The organism is Deltaproteobacteria bacterium (assembly GCA_040223695.1).
GTDB lineage: Bacteria > Desulfobacterota_D > UBA1144 > Nemesobacterales > UBA2774 > JAVKFU01.
Genome location: JAVKFU010000015.1, coordinates 528,429 through 547,083 on the forward strand (window position 1 = coordinate 528,429; position 18,655 = coordinate 547,083).

General features: G+C 49.6%; 19 protein-coding genes. 3 read left to right on the top strand and 16 right to left on the bottom strand.

Translation table 11 applies throughout. The annotated features are described in order from the left end of the window. Positions 1 to 187: 187 nt before the first annotated feature. From RIG61_06675 to RIG61_06685, 3 genes are all read right to left on the bottom strand, one after another. Complete coding sequence (locus tag RIG61_06675; GenBank protein MEQ9618841.1) at positions 188 to 1,435, bottom strand: cysteine desulfurase; 1,248 nt, start codon at positions 1,433 to 1,435, stop codon at positions 188 to 190. 35 nt (positions 1,436 to 1,470) lie between these two features. Further along, positions 1,471 to 1,848 carry an SUF system NifU family Fe-S cluster assembly protein gene (locus RIG61_06680; GenBank protein MEQ9618842.1) on the bottom strand — a complete coding sequence of 126 codons (378 nt, stop codon included), beginning with the start codon at positions 1,846 to 1,848 and terminating at the stop codon, positions 1,471 to 1,473. Positions 1,849 to 2,004: 156 nt separating this feature from the next. Beyond that, positions 2,005 to 2,595: a CBS domain-containing protein gene (locus RIG61_06685; protein ID MEQ9618843.1), complete on the bottom strand. Its 591-nt coding sequence runs from the start codon at positions 2,593 to 2,595 to the stop codon at positions 2,005 to 2,007. 131 nt (positions 2,596 to 2,726) lie between these two features. Here RIG61_06685 and cobA point away from each other — a divergent pair, with 131 nt between their 5' ends. Together cobA and RIG61_06695 are read left to right on the top strand one after the other, a co-directional pair. Then, positions 2,727 to 4,304 (top strand): uroporphyrinogen-III C-methyltransferase, encoded by a 1,578-nt coding sequence (gene cobA / locus RIG61_06690; GenBank protein MEQ9618844.1) that lies wholly within the window; start codon positions 2,727 to 2,729, stop codon positions 4,302 to 4,304. Positions 4,305 to 4,390: 86 nt separating this feature from the next. Then, the gene (locus RIG61_06695; GenBank protein MEQ9618845.1) at positions 4,391 to 5,113 is read left to right on the top strand and encodes a 16S rRNA (uracil(1498)-N(3))-methyltransferase; all 723 of its coding nucleotides are present in this window, start codon (positions 4,391 to 4,393) and stop codon (positions 5,111 to 5,113) included. On the opposite strand, the gene RIG61_06700 is transcribed toward RIG61_06695, so the two are convergent. From RIG61_06700 to RIG61_06755, 12 genes are all read right to left on the bottom strand, one after another. After that, positions 5,114 to 6,589: a cytochrome c gene (locus RIG61_06700; GenBank protein ID MEQ9618846.1), complete on the bottom strand. Its 1,476-nt coding sequence runs from the start codon at positions 6,587 to 6,589 to the stop codon at positions 5,114 to 5,116. Further along, positions 6,558 to 7,115, bottom strand: a complete 558-nt coding sequence (locus RIG61_06705; protein MEQ9618847.1) for a zinc ribbon domain-containing protein — start codon at positions 7,113 to 7,115, stop codon at positions 6,558 to 6,560. The genes RIG61_06700 and RIG61_06705 overlap by 32 nt, the downstream gene beginning before the upstream one ends. 46 nt (positions 7,116 to 7,161) lie before the next feature. Further along, positions 7,162 to 9,168, bottom strand: coding sequence for a heme lyase CcmF/NrfE family subunit (locus RIG61_06710; GenBank protein MEQ9618848.1), 2,007 nt, complete (start codon positions 9,166 to 9,168; stop codon positions 7,162 to 7,164). Beyond that, on the bottom strand, positions 9,168 to 9,599 hold the full coding sequence (locus RIG61_06715; protein ID MEQ9618849.1) for a cytochrome c maturation protein CcmE: 432 nt from the start codon (positions 9,597 to 9,599) through the stop codon (positions 9,168 to 9,170). Before RIG61_06715 ends, RIG61_06710 begins: the two co-directional genes overlap by 1 nt. A 37-nt stretch (positions 9,600 to 9,636) precedes the next feature. Continuing rightward, positions 9,637 to 10,305 carry a CcmD family protein gene (locus tag RIG61_06720; GenBank protein MEQ9618850.1) on the bottom strand — a complete coding sequence of 223 codons (669 nt, stop codon included), beginning with the start codon at positions 10,303 to 10,305 and terminating at the stop codon, positions 9,637 to 9,639. Between the two features lie 176 nt (positions 10,306 to 10,481). Further along, positions 10,482 to 11,126 carry a DUF4203 domain-containing protein gene (locus tag RIG61_06725; GenBank protein MEQ9618851.1) on the bottom strand — a complete coding sequence of 215 codons (645 nt, stop codon included), beginning with the start codon at positions 11,124 to 11,126 and terminating at the stop codon, positions 10,482 to 10,484. Positions 11,127 to 11,269: 143 nt separating this feature from the next. Then, positions 11,270 to 11,932: a cytochrome c biogenesis protein CcsA gene (gene ccsA / locus RIG61_06730; protein MEQ9618852.1), complete on the bottom strand. Its 663-nt coding sequence runs from the start codon at positions 11,930 to 11,932 to the stop codon at positions 11,270 to 11,272. Positions 11,933 to 11,988: 56 nt separating this feature from the next. Continuing rightward, positions 11,989 to 12,651, bottom strand: coding sequence for a heme exporter protein CcmB (locus RIG61_06735; protein MEQ9618853.1), 663 nt, complete (start codon positions 12,649 to 12,651; stop codon positions 11,989 to 11,991). A gap of 289 nt (positions 12,652 to 12,940) precedes the next feature. Next, positions 12,941 to 13,465, bottom strand: a complete 525-nt coding sequence (locus RIG61_06740; GenBank protein MEQ9618854.1) for a hypothetical protein — start codon at positions 13,463 to 13,465, stop codon at positions 12,941 to 12,943. Positions 13,466 to 13,577: 112 nt separating this feature from the next. Continuing rightward, positions 13,578 to 14,309, bottom strand: coding sequence for an ABC transporter ATP-binding protein (locus tag RIG61_06745; protein MEQ9618855.1), 732 nt, complete (start codon positions 14,307 to 14,309; stop codon positions 13,578 to 13,580). Between the two features lie 93 nt (positions 14,310 to 14,402). Beyond that, positions 14,403 to 15,434 carry an NAD-dependent epimerase/dehydratase family protein gene (locus RIG61_06750; protein ID MEQ9618856.1) on the bottom strand — a complete coding sequence of 344 codons (1,032 nt, stop codon included), beginning with the start codon at positions 15,432 to 15,434 and terminating at the stop codon, positions 14,403 to 14,405. Positions 15,435 to 15,779: 345 nt separating this feature from the next. Continuing rightward, on the bottom strand, positions 15,780 to 15,932 hold the full coding sequence (locus tag RIG61_06755) for a hypothetical protein (protein ID MEQ9618857.1): 153 nt from the start codon (positions 15,930 to 15,932) through the stop codon (positions 15,780 to 15,782). 373 nt (positions 15,933 to 16,305) lie between these two features. Between RIG61_06755 and RIG61_06760 the strand changes: the two genes are divergently transcribed. After that, the gene (locus tag RIG61_06760) at positions 16,306 to 16,851 is read left to right on the top strand and encodes an arginine decarboxylase, pyruvoyl-dependent (GenBank protein ID MEQ9618858.1); all 546 of its coding nucleotides are present in this window, start codon (positions 16,306 to 16,308) and stop codon (positions 16,849 to 16,851) included. A gap of 146 nt (positions 16,852 to 16,997) precedes the next feature. Here RIG61_06760 and recN read toward each other — a convergent pair whose 3' ends face one another. Beyond that, a complete protein-coding gene (gene recN / locus RIG61_06765) occupies positions 16,998 to 18,653 on the bottom strand; it encodes a DNA repair protein RecN (protein ID MEQ9618859.1) in 1,656 nt (551 codons plus the stop codon). Positions 18,654 to 18,655 lie beyond the last annotated feature (2 nt).

Below are 18,655 nucleotides of genomic sequence, written 5' to 3' on the forward strand. Positions count from 1 at the left end.
GTGAGCGCTCACTCACAATGAGGGCGGACAACTATTAAACGACAATTGTGGCGGGGTAATCCGAGGGGGATGAGCACTAAAAACCGGGATAGTATGAATCTCCCGGTATAAAACTGTATTATTGTACGGAAGTCGGTGACTTAAGGATTATTGCCTGGTTTGTAGTTTCTCAAGGCGGAAGATAATACTATCCGAAAATCCGTTTGGCTTTCTGAAGCGCCTTGATTGCGAGGTCTATTTCCTCTCTGGTATTGTAGAGGTAAAAGCTCATCCTGGCCGCGTAATCCATCCCGAGCTCCGCCATGAGCGGCTGCGCGCAGTGATGGCCTGAACGTACTGCTATACCCTCTTCGTCCAGCACACCAGCCACGTCGTGGGGATGCACACCCTCCACGTTAAACGATATTACGCCTACCCTGTGCCCGGTACGCGGGCCGTAAATCTTTATCCACTCAAAAGCGCTCAATCCCTCAATCGCGTGCTCAAGGAGGTCTTCTTCATGGGACATGATATTATCGAGTCCGGCGGCTTTGAGGTAATCGACTGCCGCGCCTAAAGCGATGCCGCCCCCGATATCCGGCGTCCCGGCCTCGAACTTCCACGGAAGCTCGTTCCAGGTGGACTTTTCCATAGTTACCTTCTCTATCATATCGCCGCCGTAGAGAAAGGGATCCATACCGGAAAGAATTTTTTCCCTCGCGTACAGAAAACCCGTCCCCGAGGGGCCCATCATCTTGTGACCGGAAGCCGCGAGGAAGTCGCACCCTATATCGTTAACATCAATCGCCATATGGGGGACTGACTGAGCGGCGTCGATTAGTACGAGCGCCCCCGCTTTCCTGGCCTCTTCCGCTATTCGCTTCACAGGGTTCACCGTACCGAGGACATTTGAGGCATGGACTATTCCCACGAGTTTAGTCTTCTCGGTGAGGAGCTCCGGAAGCTTGTCCAGGTTCAGATTGCCTTCACTGTCCACCCCGAGGTACTTGAGTTTTATTCCCCTCTTGTCCCTCAGCATCTGCCAGGGCACGATATTGGAATGGTGCTCCATGATGGTTATGAGAACCTCGTCCCCTTCGCCGAGATTATTAAGACCCCACGCGTACGCGACAAGGTTTATGGACTCCGTAGCGTTACGGGTGAATATGATATTTCTCCAGTCAGGCGCGCCTATGAAATCCGCTACCTTCTTGTGCGCCTCCTCGTACATGACGGTGGACTCGTAGCTTAGAGTGTGCACGCCTCTGTGTATATTGGAATTATGCTTTTTGTAAAAATTATCCAGTGCCTGTATCACCTGGATCGGCTTCTGTGTCGTAGCCGCGTTATCGAGATAAACGAGCGGCTTCCCGTTAACCTTTCGTTCGAATACGGGAAAATCGCTTTTTACCTTATAAGGGTCAAAGCCCTTCAGTGGTTTGATCGATCTTTGCATGGATACACCGTTTATTTGCCGAAAGCGGCTTTATGCTACTCAACGGCTGTTTTCGCCAGTAACGCTTTTTTGAGAACCTTAAGTCCGAGGAGAGCGCATTTGAATCTTACCGGCGAGATTTGTTTTCCCAGAGACTCCAGCATCTCGTCCTCTTTAAGAGAGAGTATTTCGTTTACGGTTTTGCCGGCCACCTTCTCGGTCAGAATCGATACCGAAGCCTGACTTATCGCGCATCCCTTTCCGGTAAATTTAACGTCCTCAACCCTTCCGCCGTCAAGCTTGAGATCCAATCTGATTACATCGCCGCAGGAAGGAATACCCTCTTCGTGTGAAACGTCCGCGCCTTCTATCGTTCCGTAGTTTCGGGGATTCTTGTAGTGGTCGAGAATGAATTCGTACTGATCTGGTTCCATATTTATTGCCGGTCGCGTTCCTGTTTATATAGTATTTAATTTATTATACCAGAGATTGTATTCGCATCCATGCCGAGCGGGATAAGAGTAATCCCGGGGGATGCATGGAGCTTCGGATCTTGGATTTTTGTTTTAAACGGCTTCCTCTGTCGTCATTTAACTATGAATGGTGCTTACCTTCGTGTTTCCGGCGCGCAGCTCCTTCTCCACTTCGCCGAAATTACAGTTGACTACCCAGAAATAGTAGAGCCTCCGGTTTTCAGGCGCGACACTGAACGAGAGAACCTTTTCCGAATGGTTTTGTATCACGTGGAGCACATCGAAAAGACTGACATCGTCCGGCATCTGGACTTCGAGTCTGAGAGGTTTTTCATGAAAGCCGAGCAGGTTGAGGAACGCGTCGAGAAGGTCGGTTACGCTCAGAATACCGACAAGCTCGTTCCTGCTCGAAACAACCGGCAGCGCGTTGAATTTTCCGCTCCTGATAATTTCAGCGGCCCCCTCGACGGACGCGTAATCAAAAATAGTAATCGGACCCGATGACATTATGTCACGAACCTTCAAATCCTTGTTACTTCCAATATGCGTCCTTATGTCCCGGTCGGTTACTATACCGACCAAATTGCCGTCTTCGACAACGGGGCACTGTCTGAAATTGAGCTTCTTCATCATCTCCAGGGTCTCGCCGGCTCCCGCTTCAGGACTCACGGTAACCGGGTTCGGTGTCATACAGTCTTTGACGATCATTTCAGGCCTCCTGAATCAATGCTCACAAAATTTCGGTTGAATACGGCAACCCTGCTCGATAAAGCTTCATAACTAAAACGCGCAATTATAATACATTTAAAATATACAAATTTCAGCAGATTGTTCAATTCTTGACATTAGCCCCGGGCTTCGGTTTTCTTTTACAAACCGTCATGGTAAAAAAAGGAACTGTTTATCTCATAGGAGCGGGTCCGGGAGACCCCGGTCTTATGACCATCAAAGGGAAAGAGGTACTGGGGTCCGCTGATGTAATCGTATATGACTACCTGGTAAACAGGAGATTGCTGGAGCTCGCCCGGAATGAGGCCGAAACAATATACGTAGGCAAAAAAGCCGGTGTAAAAGAGATGTCTCAGGAAAGGATAAACGCGCTCCTGGTAGAACACGCCGAGAAAGGCAGAGCAGTCGCAAGGCTCAAGGGAGGAGACCCTTTTATATTCGGCCGGGGCGGCGAGGAAGCGGAGGAGCTGGCAAGGAAAGGTATCCCTTTTGAGATCGTACCGGGCGTGACCTCAGCTTCGGCGGTGCCCGCTTACGCCGGTATCCCCCTCACACACAGGGATATCACTTCATCCTTCGCAGTAGTCACCGGTCATGAGGACCCCTCGAAGGCGGAGTCGAGCATTCCCTGGAGAGTGCTTTCGAAGATAGGAACTGTCGTGTTTCTCATGGGTGTAAAAAAACTGGGCGTAAATATGAGAAGGTTAATTGACGCGGGCAAACCTCCTGCCACACCGGCAGCCGTTATAACATGGGGAACATATCCGTCACAGTCAACCGTCACGGGCACCATAGAGAACATTGCCGAGACGGTGCGGAAGAGGAAAGACATAACCTCGCCCGCAATCGTGGTGGTCGGGGAAGTGGTGGCCCTGAGGGATATAATGAACTGGTATGAAAGCAAGCCTCTATTCGGGAAAAAGGTGGTCGTGACCAGAGCGGAGGAGCAGGCTTCAACATTTACCGCCCTGCTCGAGGGAGCGGGGGCTCATGTTGTCCTGTTCCCGGCGATAAAAATAGAGCCCCCGAAAAGCTATAAATCTCTTGACTCGGCTATAGATAAACTGCATAAATACGACTGGATAGTTTTCACGAGCGTGAACGGAGTAAAGAGTTTTTTCGACAGGATGCGGGCGAGGGGAAAGGACCTCAGGGAAATGCACAGAATCCTGATCGCCGCTATAGGGGAAGTTACGGCATCCGACATAGAGAAAAGGGGCATGAACATAGAGCTTGTTCCTCAAGATTACAGGGCCGAGGGTCTGATAAAGCTCTTTCGAAAGAAAAAACTGCAAGGCGCCAAGATACTGATACCCAGGGCAAAGGAGGCGCGCGATATTCTTCCGGCGACCCTTCGCGAGATGGGGGCGGACGTTCAGGTAGCCACGGCGTATGAGACAAAAATGCCGGGAAAGAGAAGAGCGGACAGGATTAGGAAGATGCTCTCTCAAGGGGAAATAGACGTTCTTACATTCACGAGCTCCTCAACGGTAAGGAATTTTCTTTCAGCCGTAGGAGGGCTTGATACCGCGCCCGCGAAGCCCGTTATCGCCTGTATAGGACCCGTCACGGCGAACACTCTTAAGGAAAATGGATACAGGGCCGATATAGTTCCGGGAGAATACACGGTCAATAGGCTGACTGAAGAAATTATTCTTTATTTTAACAGGCCGGGCAATCGGAAGTAGCGTTCTGACAATCATCTTAAAAAAACCGGTTTCATGCTATGATATAATCACCCGAAAGACGCCGGGGCCGGAGACTGAAAAAAGAAATGCCGAGATTCCCGATTTCAGAGAAACAGATAAACGGATCGAAAGCCGTTATCGGAGGCGCAGATTACAGGCATATCGTAAAGGTGCTCAGGCTCAGGACGGGCGATCCCGTGACCCTGTTCGACGACTCCTCGTTTGAGCATTACGGCACTATAGCCGAGATCGGAAGCAGGGAACTCACAGTCAAAATCTCCGAGACCAGGAGAGTAAACACCGATTCCCCCATCCGAATCACTCTTCTCCAAGGCCTCCCCAGGGGAGACAGGATGGATTATATAGTGGAGAAAGCCACCGAGCTCGGGGTGCATACTGTCGTGCCCGTTATTACCGAAAGATCACAGGTGAGAACATCTCAAAAGAAAAGAAGATGGGAGAGGATAGCGGTTGAGGCCTCCAAGCAGTGCGGGCGTACAATACCTACAGTAATAGAAGATACTTTAAACTTTATTGAAGCATTAAATATATATAATGACAATGCGTTAAAGATAATACTTCATGTTAATAGTGAAGCAAGCATGAAAGAATTTCTTAATAATTCTTTACAATTCTCCAAAAATATAATATTATTCATAGGACCGGAAGGTGGATTTTCTGAAACAGAAATTCTCCTTTCCAGTGAATTGGGTTTTACCTCCCTGGGTCTGGGTCCCAGGACTCTTAGAACGGAGACCGCAAGTGTAGCGGTCCTTTCTATAATCCAGTTTCATCATGGAGACTTGTGATCAAAATCGCAGTCTCCGTGTAATCTCCACAAGCTCGGCTTTCTTCGATTCCCTTAGCTTCCTGTACCTTTCCTCTTCAACTCCTCCCGCTTCGAATCTATCGTCAAGTGCGGCAATCTCCCTTATAAGGGAGCTTCGTTTATCGAGGAGAGACTCTCTCGTTACAGGCTTATTCTCCTGACTCTTACTCTTTCCGCCCCTGACCGAGGAGTATATGATCCCCGCTCCCACAAGGAGTACTATAAACCCTAAAGCCGCCCATTTAAGGTATTCGGAATAATCACGCGGATTAATAAAAGTTATGATGATTTCATGTCCGGGTTTCAGATCCGCCCCTGTCCACCTCAGAAACTTCTCATTCTCTATCTCTACCGCTTCCTGTCCAGACAATCCGTCTACCTCTATTTCGCTTCCTGTATCTGAAACAAGCAGGAGAAAGCTCCCGGTCGGGTATTCAATCGTCTTGTCGATGCTGGTATCACCGGAATCAAGCGGCAGGTTATACGCGAAGACCACACGTTTGTCGCCCGGCAGAACCCCTGCGCTATCGGAAAAACCATTTTCGGTCCTGACTACGCTCCCGGGGTCGAGACCGTGTATGAAATTAATGTTTCCAGCTTCCTCTGGCACGCTGAATCTTATCGTTTCTTTCTTCCCCTCGCCGATATCCATGCTGCCCGTATACATTTTGTCGCCCTTATTCTCGAATATGGAAAGGTCGGCTATTGAAAGTCCTTCCTCCATGACCTGTACAATCATGTGGGCTTCTTTCACCGTTATGTCCGCGTCGCTTGTCGTAGGCTCGTAGACGGGAAGCTCAAGGGTCTTCGTATCCTCTCCCGGGTAGAAAACCATCTTGTCGGTCGAATATTCCGCGTCTTTGTGTCTTACGGTAACGGCGTAGCTCCTGTCCCAGGAGAGGTCTCTGAACGCGAACTCTCCGCCGGGTTCTGTTACGGCTTCCGTCTTTCCGGTCTCTTTGTCCCCCATAAAAGAAGTGAGCGTGATATTTATTCCGGACGCGGCCTCATCGTTTGTCTTATTTACTACTTTGCCCGAAATGGCGCCGCCCTCCCCCGCATCGGGCTTTACCTTTACGGTGAGCAGGTAATCCGTGATGGCGCTTGCCGCCATCGGGTGTATTTGCATGGGCGGCATTGGAGGATACCCTTCATTAACCGGCATCTTTCCCGTTGACTGATAAATCTGCTGCGGGTTTTCGATCCATTTGATAATTTCCTCTCGCGAGTATCTTTCACCTACCCCCTTCAGATCGGGGCCGACGAACCTTCCCCTGCCTATCGTATGGCACCTTACGCATCTGTTCTCGATAAAGAGGTCCCTGCCCATGTTCTCCATATCATGGGGGGAGTTCTGGCCGTATGAATCGCGAACCGTAAAGAGAGAAATTATTAATACGGTGAGCGCCGTAATCACGAGTGAGCTAGAAAGTAGTGGCTTGTTTATTTTCAGCATCCCCCTTTATCTTGGCTCCGCACTTCGAGCAGAACAGGTCCCCTTGCACGCCTTCGTTTCCGCATTTCCGGCATACGAGCCTGTCTTTATCCATTTGCCATGCCGCCTCGCGCGCCCTGAGGATTTCTTTCTCAATCTCCTCATCTTCATAATCGGAAAGGAGCAGTTTTCTCTCGGCGCTTATCTCCTTTTCCAGATCCTCGTCGGTCATGATATTGCCGGACTTGCTAATCAGTATATCCATTTCCCTGAGAGCGGAAGCGGCTTCCACCTTGTATTTATCGCGAAGCTCCTCGAAATCCTCCCAGGACAGCTTTCCGAGCCCGTAGTCGAACTCTATATCTTTTATGGCTGATAGAAGGGATTCCTTACGGCCCTCAAGGGTTTTTATTTTCTCCAGCACCGGATCTGGATCGAGACTCCCTTGCTCAGAGCCGGGGTTCTCCCTTCCGGACCCGAGAAAAAACGGTAATGAAATAAAGAGAGCGGCTAAAGCCGCTATAACCAGAGCTGGTATCGTTTCCAAATTAGTTCCTATAGATAAATTTACAGCAAATGACGAAAAGGACTGTTCATGCCTTTACAGTACTGTCCTTCTCACCCAGAGTGTACCTGACGAACGCCCCCTCGCGCTCCTTCCGTCCCTCGGGCCACATGGTAACAATCGCCCCAAGAAGGAGCACCAGGCCTCCGGCCCATATCCAGCTTACCATAGGGTTTATTATGATCCTGAAAGTAGCGGAGCCGTCGTTTGAAAAATTCATCAGAATGACGTAGAGATCATTCGTGAATGTAGACCTGAGCGCAACCTCCGTTTCCTGGTTGATTTCGCGGTTGCCCTCATACTTGTAAACGTTTTTTTCAGGCTCGATCACACCTATATCCTTTCCGCCCTCAAATGCGGCGAGACTCGCTACAGTCGCGTTCTTGGCGTCGGTGGTGTATTGCTCGATGCCCTCATACGTAAAGGTGTAGTCTCTCAAACTGACCGACTCGCCTTTCTCAAGCGTAGCCTGAATCTCCGTAACGAAAACCGAGGAGGATGTAATTCCTATAACTATCAGAACGACTCCTATATGCACTATATAGCCCCCGTACCTTCTCCTGTTTCTCGATACGAGACGCGTGAAAGCGAGAAGGGGATTCTCGCCCCTCCTGCTCCTGACTCTGACACCCCGGAAAAATTCGGTAAACACTGTCATGGAAACGAACGCGCAGAAGGCGTATGACAACAGGGCGTAAATTTCGCGTATGCCCAGTGCTATCAGAACCGCAGCAGTCACCGCAGCGGCTATAACGGGAACCAGGAAATTTTTGGCAAGGTTTTCCCTTGACGCCTTTCTCCATGATATAAGCGGGCCCACTCCCATGAGAAATATTAATAAAAGCCCTATCGGCACGTTTACCCTGTTGAAATAAGGGGAGCCCACGAGAATCTTCTCCCCGGTGACCGCCTCTGAGATGATAGGGAATAGCGTTCCCAGAAAGACTGCGAACGCGGCGCCCAGGAATAAAAGGTTATTGAATATGAAAGCGCTTTCCCTTGAGAGTATGGAATCAAACCTGTTCTCCGATTCCAGATCGCCGAGCCTGTAGAGGAACATGGCGAACGAGAAGAGAAGTATGAACGCGATAAAGCCCAGAAACAGCGGGCCTATGTCGGACTGAGCGAAGGAATGAACAGAAGATATTATGCCGCTTCTGGTAATGAATGTCCCGAATATCGCGAGGAAGAACGTAATAATAATAAGGGACATGTTCCATTTTTTCAGCATGCCCTTTTTTTCCTGGATCATGACGGAATGTACAAACGCCGTTCCTGCAAGCCAGGGCATGAATGCCGCGTTTTCCACCGGGTCCCATGCCCAGTACCCGCCCCATCCGAGCTCCAGATACGCCCAGCGCGCGCCCAGAAGAAGGCCCACGCTGAGGAACGTCCATGCGAAGAGGGTCCATTTGCGCGAGTATCTTATCCACTCGTCCCCCAGTCTCCCGCTCAGAAGAGCGCCCATACCGAACGCGAAGGGCACCGTCACGCCCACGTAGCCCAGATAGAGAGTGACCGGATGAATGGCCATATAGACGTTCTGCAGAATTGGATTTAATCCCCTTCCCTCTTGAGGCACAAAGGCAAGCTTCTCAAACGGATTCTCAACGAAGGCCGTGATGAACAAGAAAAATACGGATACGGCGCCGAGCGTCGCTATTACATAGGGCATGAGCGCCCTGTTCTTGTTTTTCGTCTGCAGAACTACGATGGCCGAATAGATGGAAAGGATGAAAACCCAGAGCAACAGAGAGCCGGCCTGACCCGCCCAGAGCGAGGTAATTCTGTATATAACCGGGAGATCGGTGCTTGTATTAAGCGCAACATACTTCAGACTAAAGTCGAGATTAATGAGTGAATGCAGAAGGGATATTATCGCGATAAAAAGTAGTATAAACACGGCGACGGTCCCGTTCCGCGCGCTTTTTACGAAATCCCTTCTATTGGTTTTCGCTCCGTATACCGAAGCCAGCACGACGTAGATGGAAATAGCAAAAGCAAGTAAAATCGAAATCTTGCCCGTCTCTACCATCAGTAAGATTCGTCCCCTGAATAGTTTTGCTGCTGATACAAGGAATCCGTAGATTCATATTTCGTAGGACATTTGGCAAGGAGCGTATCGGCCTCGAATACGTTTCGCTCTGTATATACGCCTTCAACAACCGCTTCGACATCGTCCTTGAAAATATCGGGAACAACGCCGCCGTAGACGACATCTATATTGTTCCCGTCTTCTGTAATTTGAAACTCGAGCGCGCCGTCAGTATCCTGGTTAATCGTTCCGGGCACCACTGTTCCCGAAACCCTGACCCTCTCGTTATAGACCGAGGGGACTCTCTGTTGAAGCTCCTCCACCGTGAGATAGTAAACCATTGTATCCTTAACCCCGCCGTAGACCAGATAACTTATGCCGAGAGCAATTACCAAGATAGCGATTATAAATTTGAGTTTGCCTTTTAGCATTTCTCCCTGCCTCTTTAGGCTCCTGCGTCCAGGCGCCCTACCGAGCTGCCGTCTCCAGGGACGCCAGCTCCTTTTTTATCCTTCTCTGTTTTCCTATCAAGTTATAAATATATAGTATGAGTATTATCCATACAACAGCGTGCCCCCAAAAAAGATAGTCGATCCTCAGGGGACGGGAGTCGAGCGCTACGTCGTCAATCCACACCTTACCCTTCCCGTCAACGACCAGGCCGAGTAATACCTTTTCCGGCTTGCCCCCCTTATCTACATATAACACCGTCTCCACAGGGGTCCAGTCAGTAGTCCCCGTAGGCGGTATTCTCGGGCCCCGTGAAACAAGCTCCTCCCCGTCCGGGAACAGGACCTTCATCTCCAGATACGCAATCCCCTTCATTTCCCCCTCCCCGCTAAGCCCCTCCGTTCTGATCATCGCCCTGTAAACCGCTCTCGTATTGTCGAGACCGGGGTCCTCGATCTCAAACAGCTCCACAGTTTCGAGCGACTCGGTCCGGAGCATCAAAGAGCCGTTTCCGTCTGAAGAAATTTCCCTGTCGATCTCGACCCCCGTTCGGGTGCTCAGCTCGTCAATGTCAGAGACGGGGAAACGAAGATTTACGGTCCCGCCGTCCCGGGAACCGTAGCATCCTGACACCAGGGGCAATACAGCAAGAGCAAGAAATAGCATAAGAAAGTTTTTCTTCTTCATACGAGTCGGGGCTTTATTAGAATACCTGCCACGGGCACTATTCGAACTATCGCGCCTACATTGATTAAGACGCATAAGCGTGCAAACGGTTGCAGTTGTTTTAATTTTCATAGATTTTACCATACGGGTCAATGATTAATTTTAGTTATAAGCCTTAAACCCGCAGCCGGCAACGGTCATTCAGCCGTTTTTTCCGCCTCCTCCTCTCCCTCGGCAACTCCCTCTGCCTCCTCGCGTCGGAGAAGCAGCGCGTACTGGACGACAAAGCCGAACACGCCGAGACCGAACCAGATTATCGCCATCCTGTAGAGCTGATCCTCTCCCAGGGTATTGAGGAATCCGGGATCAAGCGGGTCGAAGTTCCTGGTCAGCAAATACGCAATACCGGTCACAGCAGCGAATGCTCCGCCGAAGGACGTGGCAAGAATAATCATCGGCTTCCGGAAGAAGACTGCCAGAATCCCCCCTGCCGCCGACGAAGCCGCCACGACCCAATAGACGGGACTTTCATTAAGGAGACCGTAAACGTACGCCGTAATCGCGAAACCGAGAGCGGCTCCAAGAGCAAAAACCCCTATAAAATAGAGCCAGTAAATGAGTAAAGCCCCTATAAAGCCGCCCGCCAGACCTACGATAACTGAAATTAACTCACTCCCTCCGGATAGCTCGAACCCGAGGCTTCCTGCAATAACCGCTCCCGTTATAAAACCTATCACTCCCAGTAGAAACCTGAATATCCTGTAACCGAAGAAGCACTCGATTAAACCTACAGCAGATGCCGCAGCCATGTAGAAGTCGAACATATCGGTATTTATATCCATTACCCGGCACCTGTACCTGAGCAACCAAATCAAACGCTCATACTACGTCATATATACAGAATGTTCGATGTAACATGCCCTACTGTTTATTTAAAAATACAAGTCTGTTATCGACTGCATTACCACAGGGATAATACCGAATTTTAGACCTCTGTCCCGAGTTTTAGCTTTGAAAGCGTGTCATTCATACGCTCAAGGTCCATGCGCTCGAGCAGAAGCACTATAAAAAGAAGAGAGCAAGCTACGAGGTTTATGAGCAGAGCGTGCATCATCTGAGACTCTATCCCTCCCCCTCCGGGACCGAATACCACGGGAGAAATACCCCTCATTACCCTTACGGATATATAGACCAGAGGCAGGTCGATAAACGCGATTATTCCGAATACGGCGGCGAACTTGGCCTTCTTCGTATCGTTTCCGGCAGAAGACCTGAGCACGAGGTAAACGAGATAAAGTATCCAGAGTATGAAGGTGGTCGTGAGCTGCGGGTCCCATGTCCACCAGGTTCCCCATACGGGTTTTGCCCATATGCTTCCGGTGATAATTGTGATGGTCAGGAACAGAACGCCGAGCTCGGCGGAGCAGTAAGCAAGTATGTCCCACTTGCGAGACTGCTTCCAGAGGAACATGATGCTTGAGACAAATACCATTATAAAGGCGACGGTAGCCACCCATACAGTACCCATATGAAAATAGAATATCCTCTGTATGTGGCCCATTTTAGGCTCTGTGGGAGCGTAAATGAACGCCGCGTAGAGTGAAGCAACCATTGCTATAAACGTGAGTATTACGAGTAGTAGTCTCATTTTTTTATGCTGTGCGGATAGCCCCCTCAGGTTTTTATGCTGTGCGGATAGCCCCCTCAGGATTCTTCTATTACGAATTCGAACACCACCGCGCAGGCGGCAATAAAGATTATATCGAAAGCAATGAGGAGTTGTAAAGCGGAAGACCCTTGAGCTATCGATTTCCCGTCCAGAACCTGTCCCGATAATTTTACGGCGCTTACTATAAGAGGGATTATAATCGGGAAGAGCAGTATGGGAAGGAGCACTTCTCTTAGTCTCGTGTTAACGGCCATAGCCGAAAATAGCGTTCCCACGGACACAAACCCGAGGGACCCCAGAAATAGAACGGGCACCAGCGGGATAAGCGTATCCAGGAAGCTGTAATTGAAAAACAGTACGAACATCGGAACTATGACCAGCCCGACCAAAAAGACGAAAACGGTGTTGCTAATCATCTTGCCGAAATAGATAAGGCTTCTGTCGGTGGGTGTGAGCAGAAGACCCAGAACGGCGTTCCCCTCTTTTTCCAGCGCGAAAGAGCGGGAGAGACCGAGAACCCCGGCGAATGTAAAAGTAATCCAGAGCATCGCGGGCGCCGCGAGCCTGACAATCTCGGCAGAAAAACCGAAAGCGAAATTGAATATTACAATCACGAGCAATGCGAAAGTGAGCATGGAGGTAAATATCTCCTTTGTTCTAAGCTCCGTAACTATGTCCTTTCTTACAATCGCCAGCACCTTTTTCAATGCCTGTTCATCCTCCAGATCCTGCTTTTTCCCGGACAGGAATGCTATTATAACAGATTGGGGTATCGAATATAAGATATTAAGGGATTAATGAAAATGGAAATTGTATTTACAGCTTATATATTGTGGATTGTCGGCTAGTTAGAAATAATATTTAATAGCCTCATTTAAAAATAAAAAAGGCGGTGAGGTTAAACTCTTAACTCACCGCCCGAAGAAGCGGAGGGTATTGAGACAATACTTCATAACTATAACATAACTCCTCTTATTTATTAGGATTTTACTGGTTAACAGGAGTCATGATGTTGTGAACCCCGCCTGTAGAGGCGGCGTGGCACATAGCGCACATCGTGTGCTTTCCTCCCGCAACGGAAGTGGTCATCTTTTTCCCGTCCTTTTCCATTTCCATAGTGGCCACAGTGCCATCCGGATTGAATTTAACCCAGAACCAGTCATCCTTGTCGTCGCCTCTCTTGTCCATGACCGTGATAGCAGCAAGCTTCTCATCGGGCATGTAGTTCTCCTTTATAAGTATAGACCCCATGGGAAGCTCCTTAGCGCCCGACTTAAGCGCCTGATCCGCTGTCTCATTAACGTAAGTAGTCAGGAGCATACCGTGAGGCTCGGTCCCTTTGTAGAGTTTTCCCTTCCCTGGAAAGAGAGCCCAGTTATCCTGATACTTAGCGTCCTGAATCGTGCTCCAGAGCTGAGCGGCCTGCTTTTCGGTATCCCCTGCGTAACTCACGCCCGCAAGGACAACGCCAAATAACAATGCAATAACAGACAAACAGATAATCTTCTTCATAGCATACCTCCCTGAAACTGTTTATAAGATAAGATGCGCCTGCAAGTAATCGGTTTCAGAAAGATTGTTCGAGATAAAAATTCGAGATAAAAAATGTATGGTCAGTTACGGATTAAATCTTTTCTACCTTGGATAAATAAAGTTCCTTGAATTCCCGCGCGTCCATGCCGTCACGTGCACCTTCATACACCATGCGCCCGCCGGCCAGTATCCCGACCCTGTCACTCAGGTCGAGACCTTCGTCGATATTGTGAGTGGTCATGAGGATAGTGCGATTATCTGACTTGAGCAATGTGAGCATATTCCCGAAAACGCGCGCGCCGTGCTGATCGAGCCCGGTATAGGGCTCATCGAGGAGGAGAATCGAAGGATCGTGCACAACGGCTCTTGCGACCGCAAGACGCTGCTTCATGCCCCGGCTGAAATTCCTGACGAGGTCGTGCATACGCGTCCCGAGGCCTACCCGATTGATTACATCCCTGGCCTTCCTGTCTATGTCCCAGACTTCGTAGAGCGTCCCGAAGAACTTTATGTTCTCAAACGCGCTCAGGTTTTCGTAGAGAAACGGGTCGTGGGATATTACTCCCGTAATCTTCCTCACACTGTCGGCTTGCTTTTTCGTATCATATCCCGATACGGTAAGCGTTCCCGCGGAGGGTTTTATCAGCGTCGCAAGCAGTTTTATAAAAGTTGTCTTACCGGCGCCGTTAGGGCCGAAGAGTGTAAAGAACTCACCTTTTTTAATATCCAGATCTATGCCGCGGAGCGCTTCGAAATTACCGAACTCCTTTTTTATTCCCTCGGCTTTTATTTCATAGACGGGATTTTTGATCGAGTCAGGCATGTCAGTGGCAGAAAGAAAATTACATTAAAAGCCGTGGGGTTGCAATCATGAGGCATCGTCATTATTCACGCCGGGAAATAAAGGGCGGCGTTTTCAGTACTTTAGCAGCGCATCCGTCCCGCCCAGGAGGTTTACCCAGTCATGCATCTTCCTCATTCCGTCGTCCAAATCGACGGTGGGCTCGTAACCCAGATCTCTCCTCGCTTTCTCGATCGAGTAACTTCTGCTCCCGGCGAGCGCGGCTACAGCGAATCTTGTAAGGACGGGCGGCTTTTCGGACTTGATAAGACGGTAGACAACCTCCATAAACGCCGCACCCGAATATGCCAGCTTGTAAGGTATCGAGAAGCCGGGCTTCCAGTCTATACCCGCCGCCTTGAGCTGCTTCCGGAGAAACTCCATATAACCTATTTTAACGCCGTCGTTTATAAAATAAATGTTCCCGGAGACGTTGCCCTTCTCGGCCGCGAGCAGAAGGGCGTGGGCAAGATTGTCCACATGACACGGGGTTACGGTTCTCTCTCCGCTTCCCATGGGGAAGAGTATTCCCTTCTTCGCAGCCATGGCGACGCGCGGGAGAATCACGGTATCGCCTGCGCCCCAAACGTTCGACGGCCTTATAACTACCGTTTCCAGGCTCTTATTACTGTTAAAACTCAGCACAAGCTTCTCGGCGTCCGCCTTGGAGGCGTTGTAGTTATCATTGTACTTATCCCTGTAGGGAAATGTCTCGTCAATATCCGTGAGGTTGTGTACGTTCCAGAAATCGGATTTCCACACTACGGTGGAAGAGCTCATATGTACGAACCTTTTGACGCCCGAATTAAGGGAGGCTTCGAGAAGCGTCCTTGTGGCGTCCACATTGTACCTGTAGAAATCCTCTCTCTCGCCCCAGTCCGAGACGAGGGCCGCGAGGTGGAATACCACATTCCCGCCTTTCGGAAGCCTCTTTAAGGATTCGGTGTCTCCCAGGTCGCCGTGAACAAGCTCCACCCCAAGCTCCTTAAGAATCTTCACGTCGCTCGTGTCCCTGACGAGGCATCTGACCTTGTAGCCCTTCTCCACAAGCTCCTCGACGAGCCTTCCGCCTATAAAACCCGTACCCCCTGTGACAACCGCTTTCATTTATAAAGCTCTCCCGACGTACAAGGCGTCCACTGCAGCTTCAATTAATATACTCTTAAACCGGGAATGGCGTCAAAAAGAAAGGAAACAATTCATGATTCACGGGGAGGCATGAAAGAAATCGGATATGAGCTTACATCATGCGCCTCAGCACATAACATGTGCTCGCATTCGGGAGCAACGAAACTGACGAGGATGATCGACCAGACCGGGGAGCCAGAAAGAAATCGGATATGAGCGCACATTGTGCGTCAGCGGAGTCGGAACGATACCGCCCCCGCAATTATTAAAAATGAGGAGCTCAGAAGAAATCGTAGAAGCACACCATCATGTGTGCTTGGTCAGTTAGTTGTAAGTAGCGAGCCAGTTTTCCATCCACTCTCTGGTTTTTTCAGCAAGCTCTTTACTCGATGTCGACGAAATCTTGTTTTCATCGAGAAAGACCCCCCAATAAGTAATGGGCGTGTGAAAGTCTCTGATATGAAGCTCCCTATTCATACCGACAGCCTCATGCGAGCAATCGCAAGAAGGTTCCACTGTATATGGGGCGATAGTTATCTCCATTTGTCTTCACCTCGCTATATTTATTTGAAAACCTGCATATCACACATTGCAATTATAATAAGCAATTATCATGCCAATTGACAAATTAAGCATTAATGTCATGAATTCAAGGGCTTATATGGATATTCATATTAATTCAGGAAATAAAATGATTAAAAATGTGCACGAATTTTGCCAAAAAACCTACAAGACCCGGCGCTGATTCTATAAAAATGACGGTATCTCTTAAACAGCTCTCTTCGAGTATTGACATTTCTTCATTTTAGTAGAGAATCTTGGTTTTATTTTACGGAGGTAAAAACCATTGCTGCTACCGAAGAAAGCTTTCATTACGAAAGGCGTGGGAAAACACAGGGAAAAGCTGACGAGCTTTGAGATGGCCCTCAGAAACGCTAAGATAGCCGAGTATAATCTGGTGAAAGTATCGAGTATTTTCCCTCCGAACTGCTCGCTGGTCCCGCGTAATAAAGGCCTCAGACATCTTACACCCGGTCAGATCGTGCACGTTGTGATGAGCGAGAATGCTACAAACGAGCCTAACCGCCTGATTGCCGCCTCGACCGGTATAGCAATCCCTAAAGACCAAGGCAGATACGGTTATATATCCGAGCATCACAGTTACGGACAAAACGATACGGTCGCAGGCGAATATGCCGAAGATTTAGCGGCCTACATGCTTGCCACTACGCTTGGCGCGCCGTTCGATCCTGATAAAAGCTACGACGACCAGAAAGATATATGGGAAATCAGCGGCCATATAGTAAAGACGATGAGCAACACGCAGACCGCGGTGGGTGATAAAAGACGCCTGTGGACGACCGTAGTGGCGGCAGTTGTTTTTGCGGCTTATTAGGCGCTGAAAAAGGTCAGCCGAAAAGCCCCGGGAATTATCTATTAAGAGGTTTGGTCGGTCTTTTCAAAATGAAATTCTCCGGACGCCCCGCCTTTTAGACAATCTTAAAAATATATATACAGAGTGGCTGCGGGAAGCACGGCTTTCTAGTTATTCAGAAGCTCGTGCGCGGCGTCTATAGTCTTCTGAGTGATATTGATCCCGCCCAGCATGCGGGCAAGTTCCTGCACGCGCTCCTCCCGCCCGAGGTTTTTAATCTGAACACGAGTCCTTTTATTCTCGAGCGTCTTTGTGACAACCAGATGAGAGTCGGCGAATTTGGCTACCTGGGGAAGGTGCGTGATGCAGATGACCTGACAGGACTCGGAGAGCCCGCTTATTTTTCTGCCGACTGTCTCCGCGACCGCCCCGCCTATACCGGAGTCAGCCTCGTCGAAAATAATAACCGAGCCCCCTTCTATCTTCGCTATCACTTCCTTGAGTACGAGCATTATGCGGGAAAGCTCCCCCCCTGAAGCGACTCTCGAAAGCGGTTTAGGCTCTTCATCCGGATTCGCTGAAAACAGGAACTTCACCCTGTCAGCGCCGTCAGCCGAGATTTCCTTTTCCTCAAAACTGACCGAAAATCCGGCGCCTTTTATACCGACTTCCCCGAGCTCCTTTTCAATTGAGCGAGCGAGTTTTTTCGAGATATCCTTTCTCTTGACGGATATTTCTTTTGCAATAGCCGTGAGCTCATTTTTCATATCGTGAAACTCCCGCCTGAGCCGGGACAGCTCCTCCTCGTAATTGGCTATGCCGTGAAGCTCCCTCCCAAGCTCTTGTCTTTTATGCAGTATGTCCTCTATTGTCTCTCCGTACTTTCTTTTGAGATCTCTTAGCTCCTGGAGTCTCTGCTCTATTACATCCAGCCTGCCGCTCTCGAATGTAAGCCCGGAGGCGTAGTCCCTGAGCGTAAACGCGGCGTCCCTTATCTGAAGGATAGAATTCTGAAGAGACTCCGCAGCTTCGCTGAGCTGCTGGTCTACCTGGCTCGCGTCCAGAACGTCGGACGAGAGTCTCTTCAGGATTCCAAGCACCGAGGGTTCGTCCTCGTAAAGCGTTTCATAGGCCCCCCGGGCCGCCGAAAGGAGGCGCTCGCTGTTAAGGAGCCTCTTTTTCTCCTCCTCAAGCTCTTCGTCCTCGCCCTCCCGGAGGAGCGCATCGTCGATTTCGGCACACTGAAACTTGAGGAACCCCCCGCGCTCGATGAGGTTCTGCTGGCTTGCCACGAGCCTCTCGATTTCTTTATTCAAGGCTTTATATTTCAGATATAAATCCTTTAAGACGTATAGATCGGCGTTGACCCCGCCTACTTCATCCAGCACTTTCAGGTGATTTTCCTCTTTCAGAAGACTCTGATGCTCATGCTGGCTGAATATGTCTATGATTCCGTCGGTTATTTGCGCCAGAATGGGGAGGGTAGCGATGCCGCCGTTTATAAAAACGCGGCTTCTTCCCTTCCTGTAGATTATGCGTTTTATAAGGAGTTCATCGTCCTCGGAATCGATCCCCGCGGATTCGAGCCTGTCCTTAACGGCGCTAGCGGACGAAATATCAAAGAGGGCTTCGAGATGAGCTTCTTCTTTGCCGGATTTTATATATTCCGGCGCGGCCTTTCCGCCGAGTATAATATTAACCGCGTCTATTATAACGGACTTCCCGGCCCCGGTTTCCCCGGTGATTATATTTAGTCCGGAACCGAAGCTTACGGATATGTCGTCAATAATGGTGAAATTTTTAAGGGTGAGTCCGAGGAGCATCG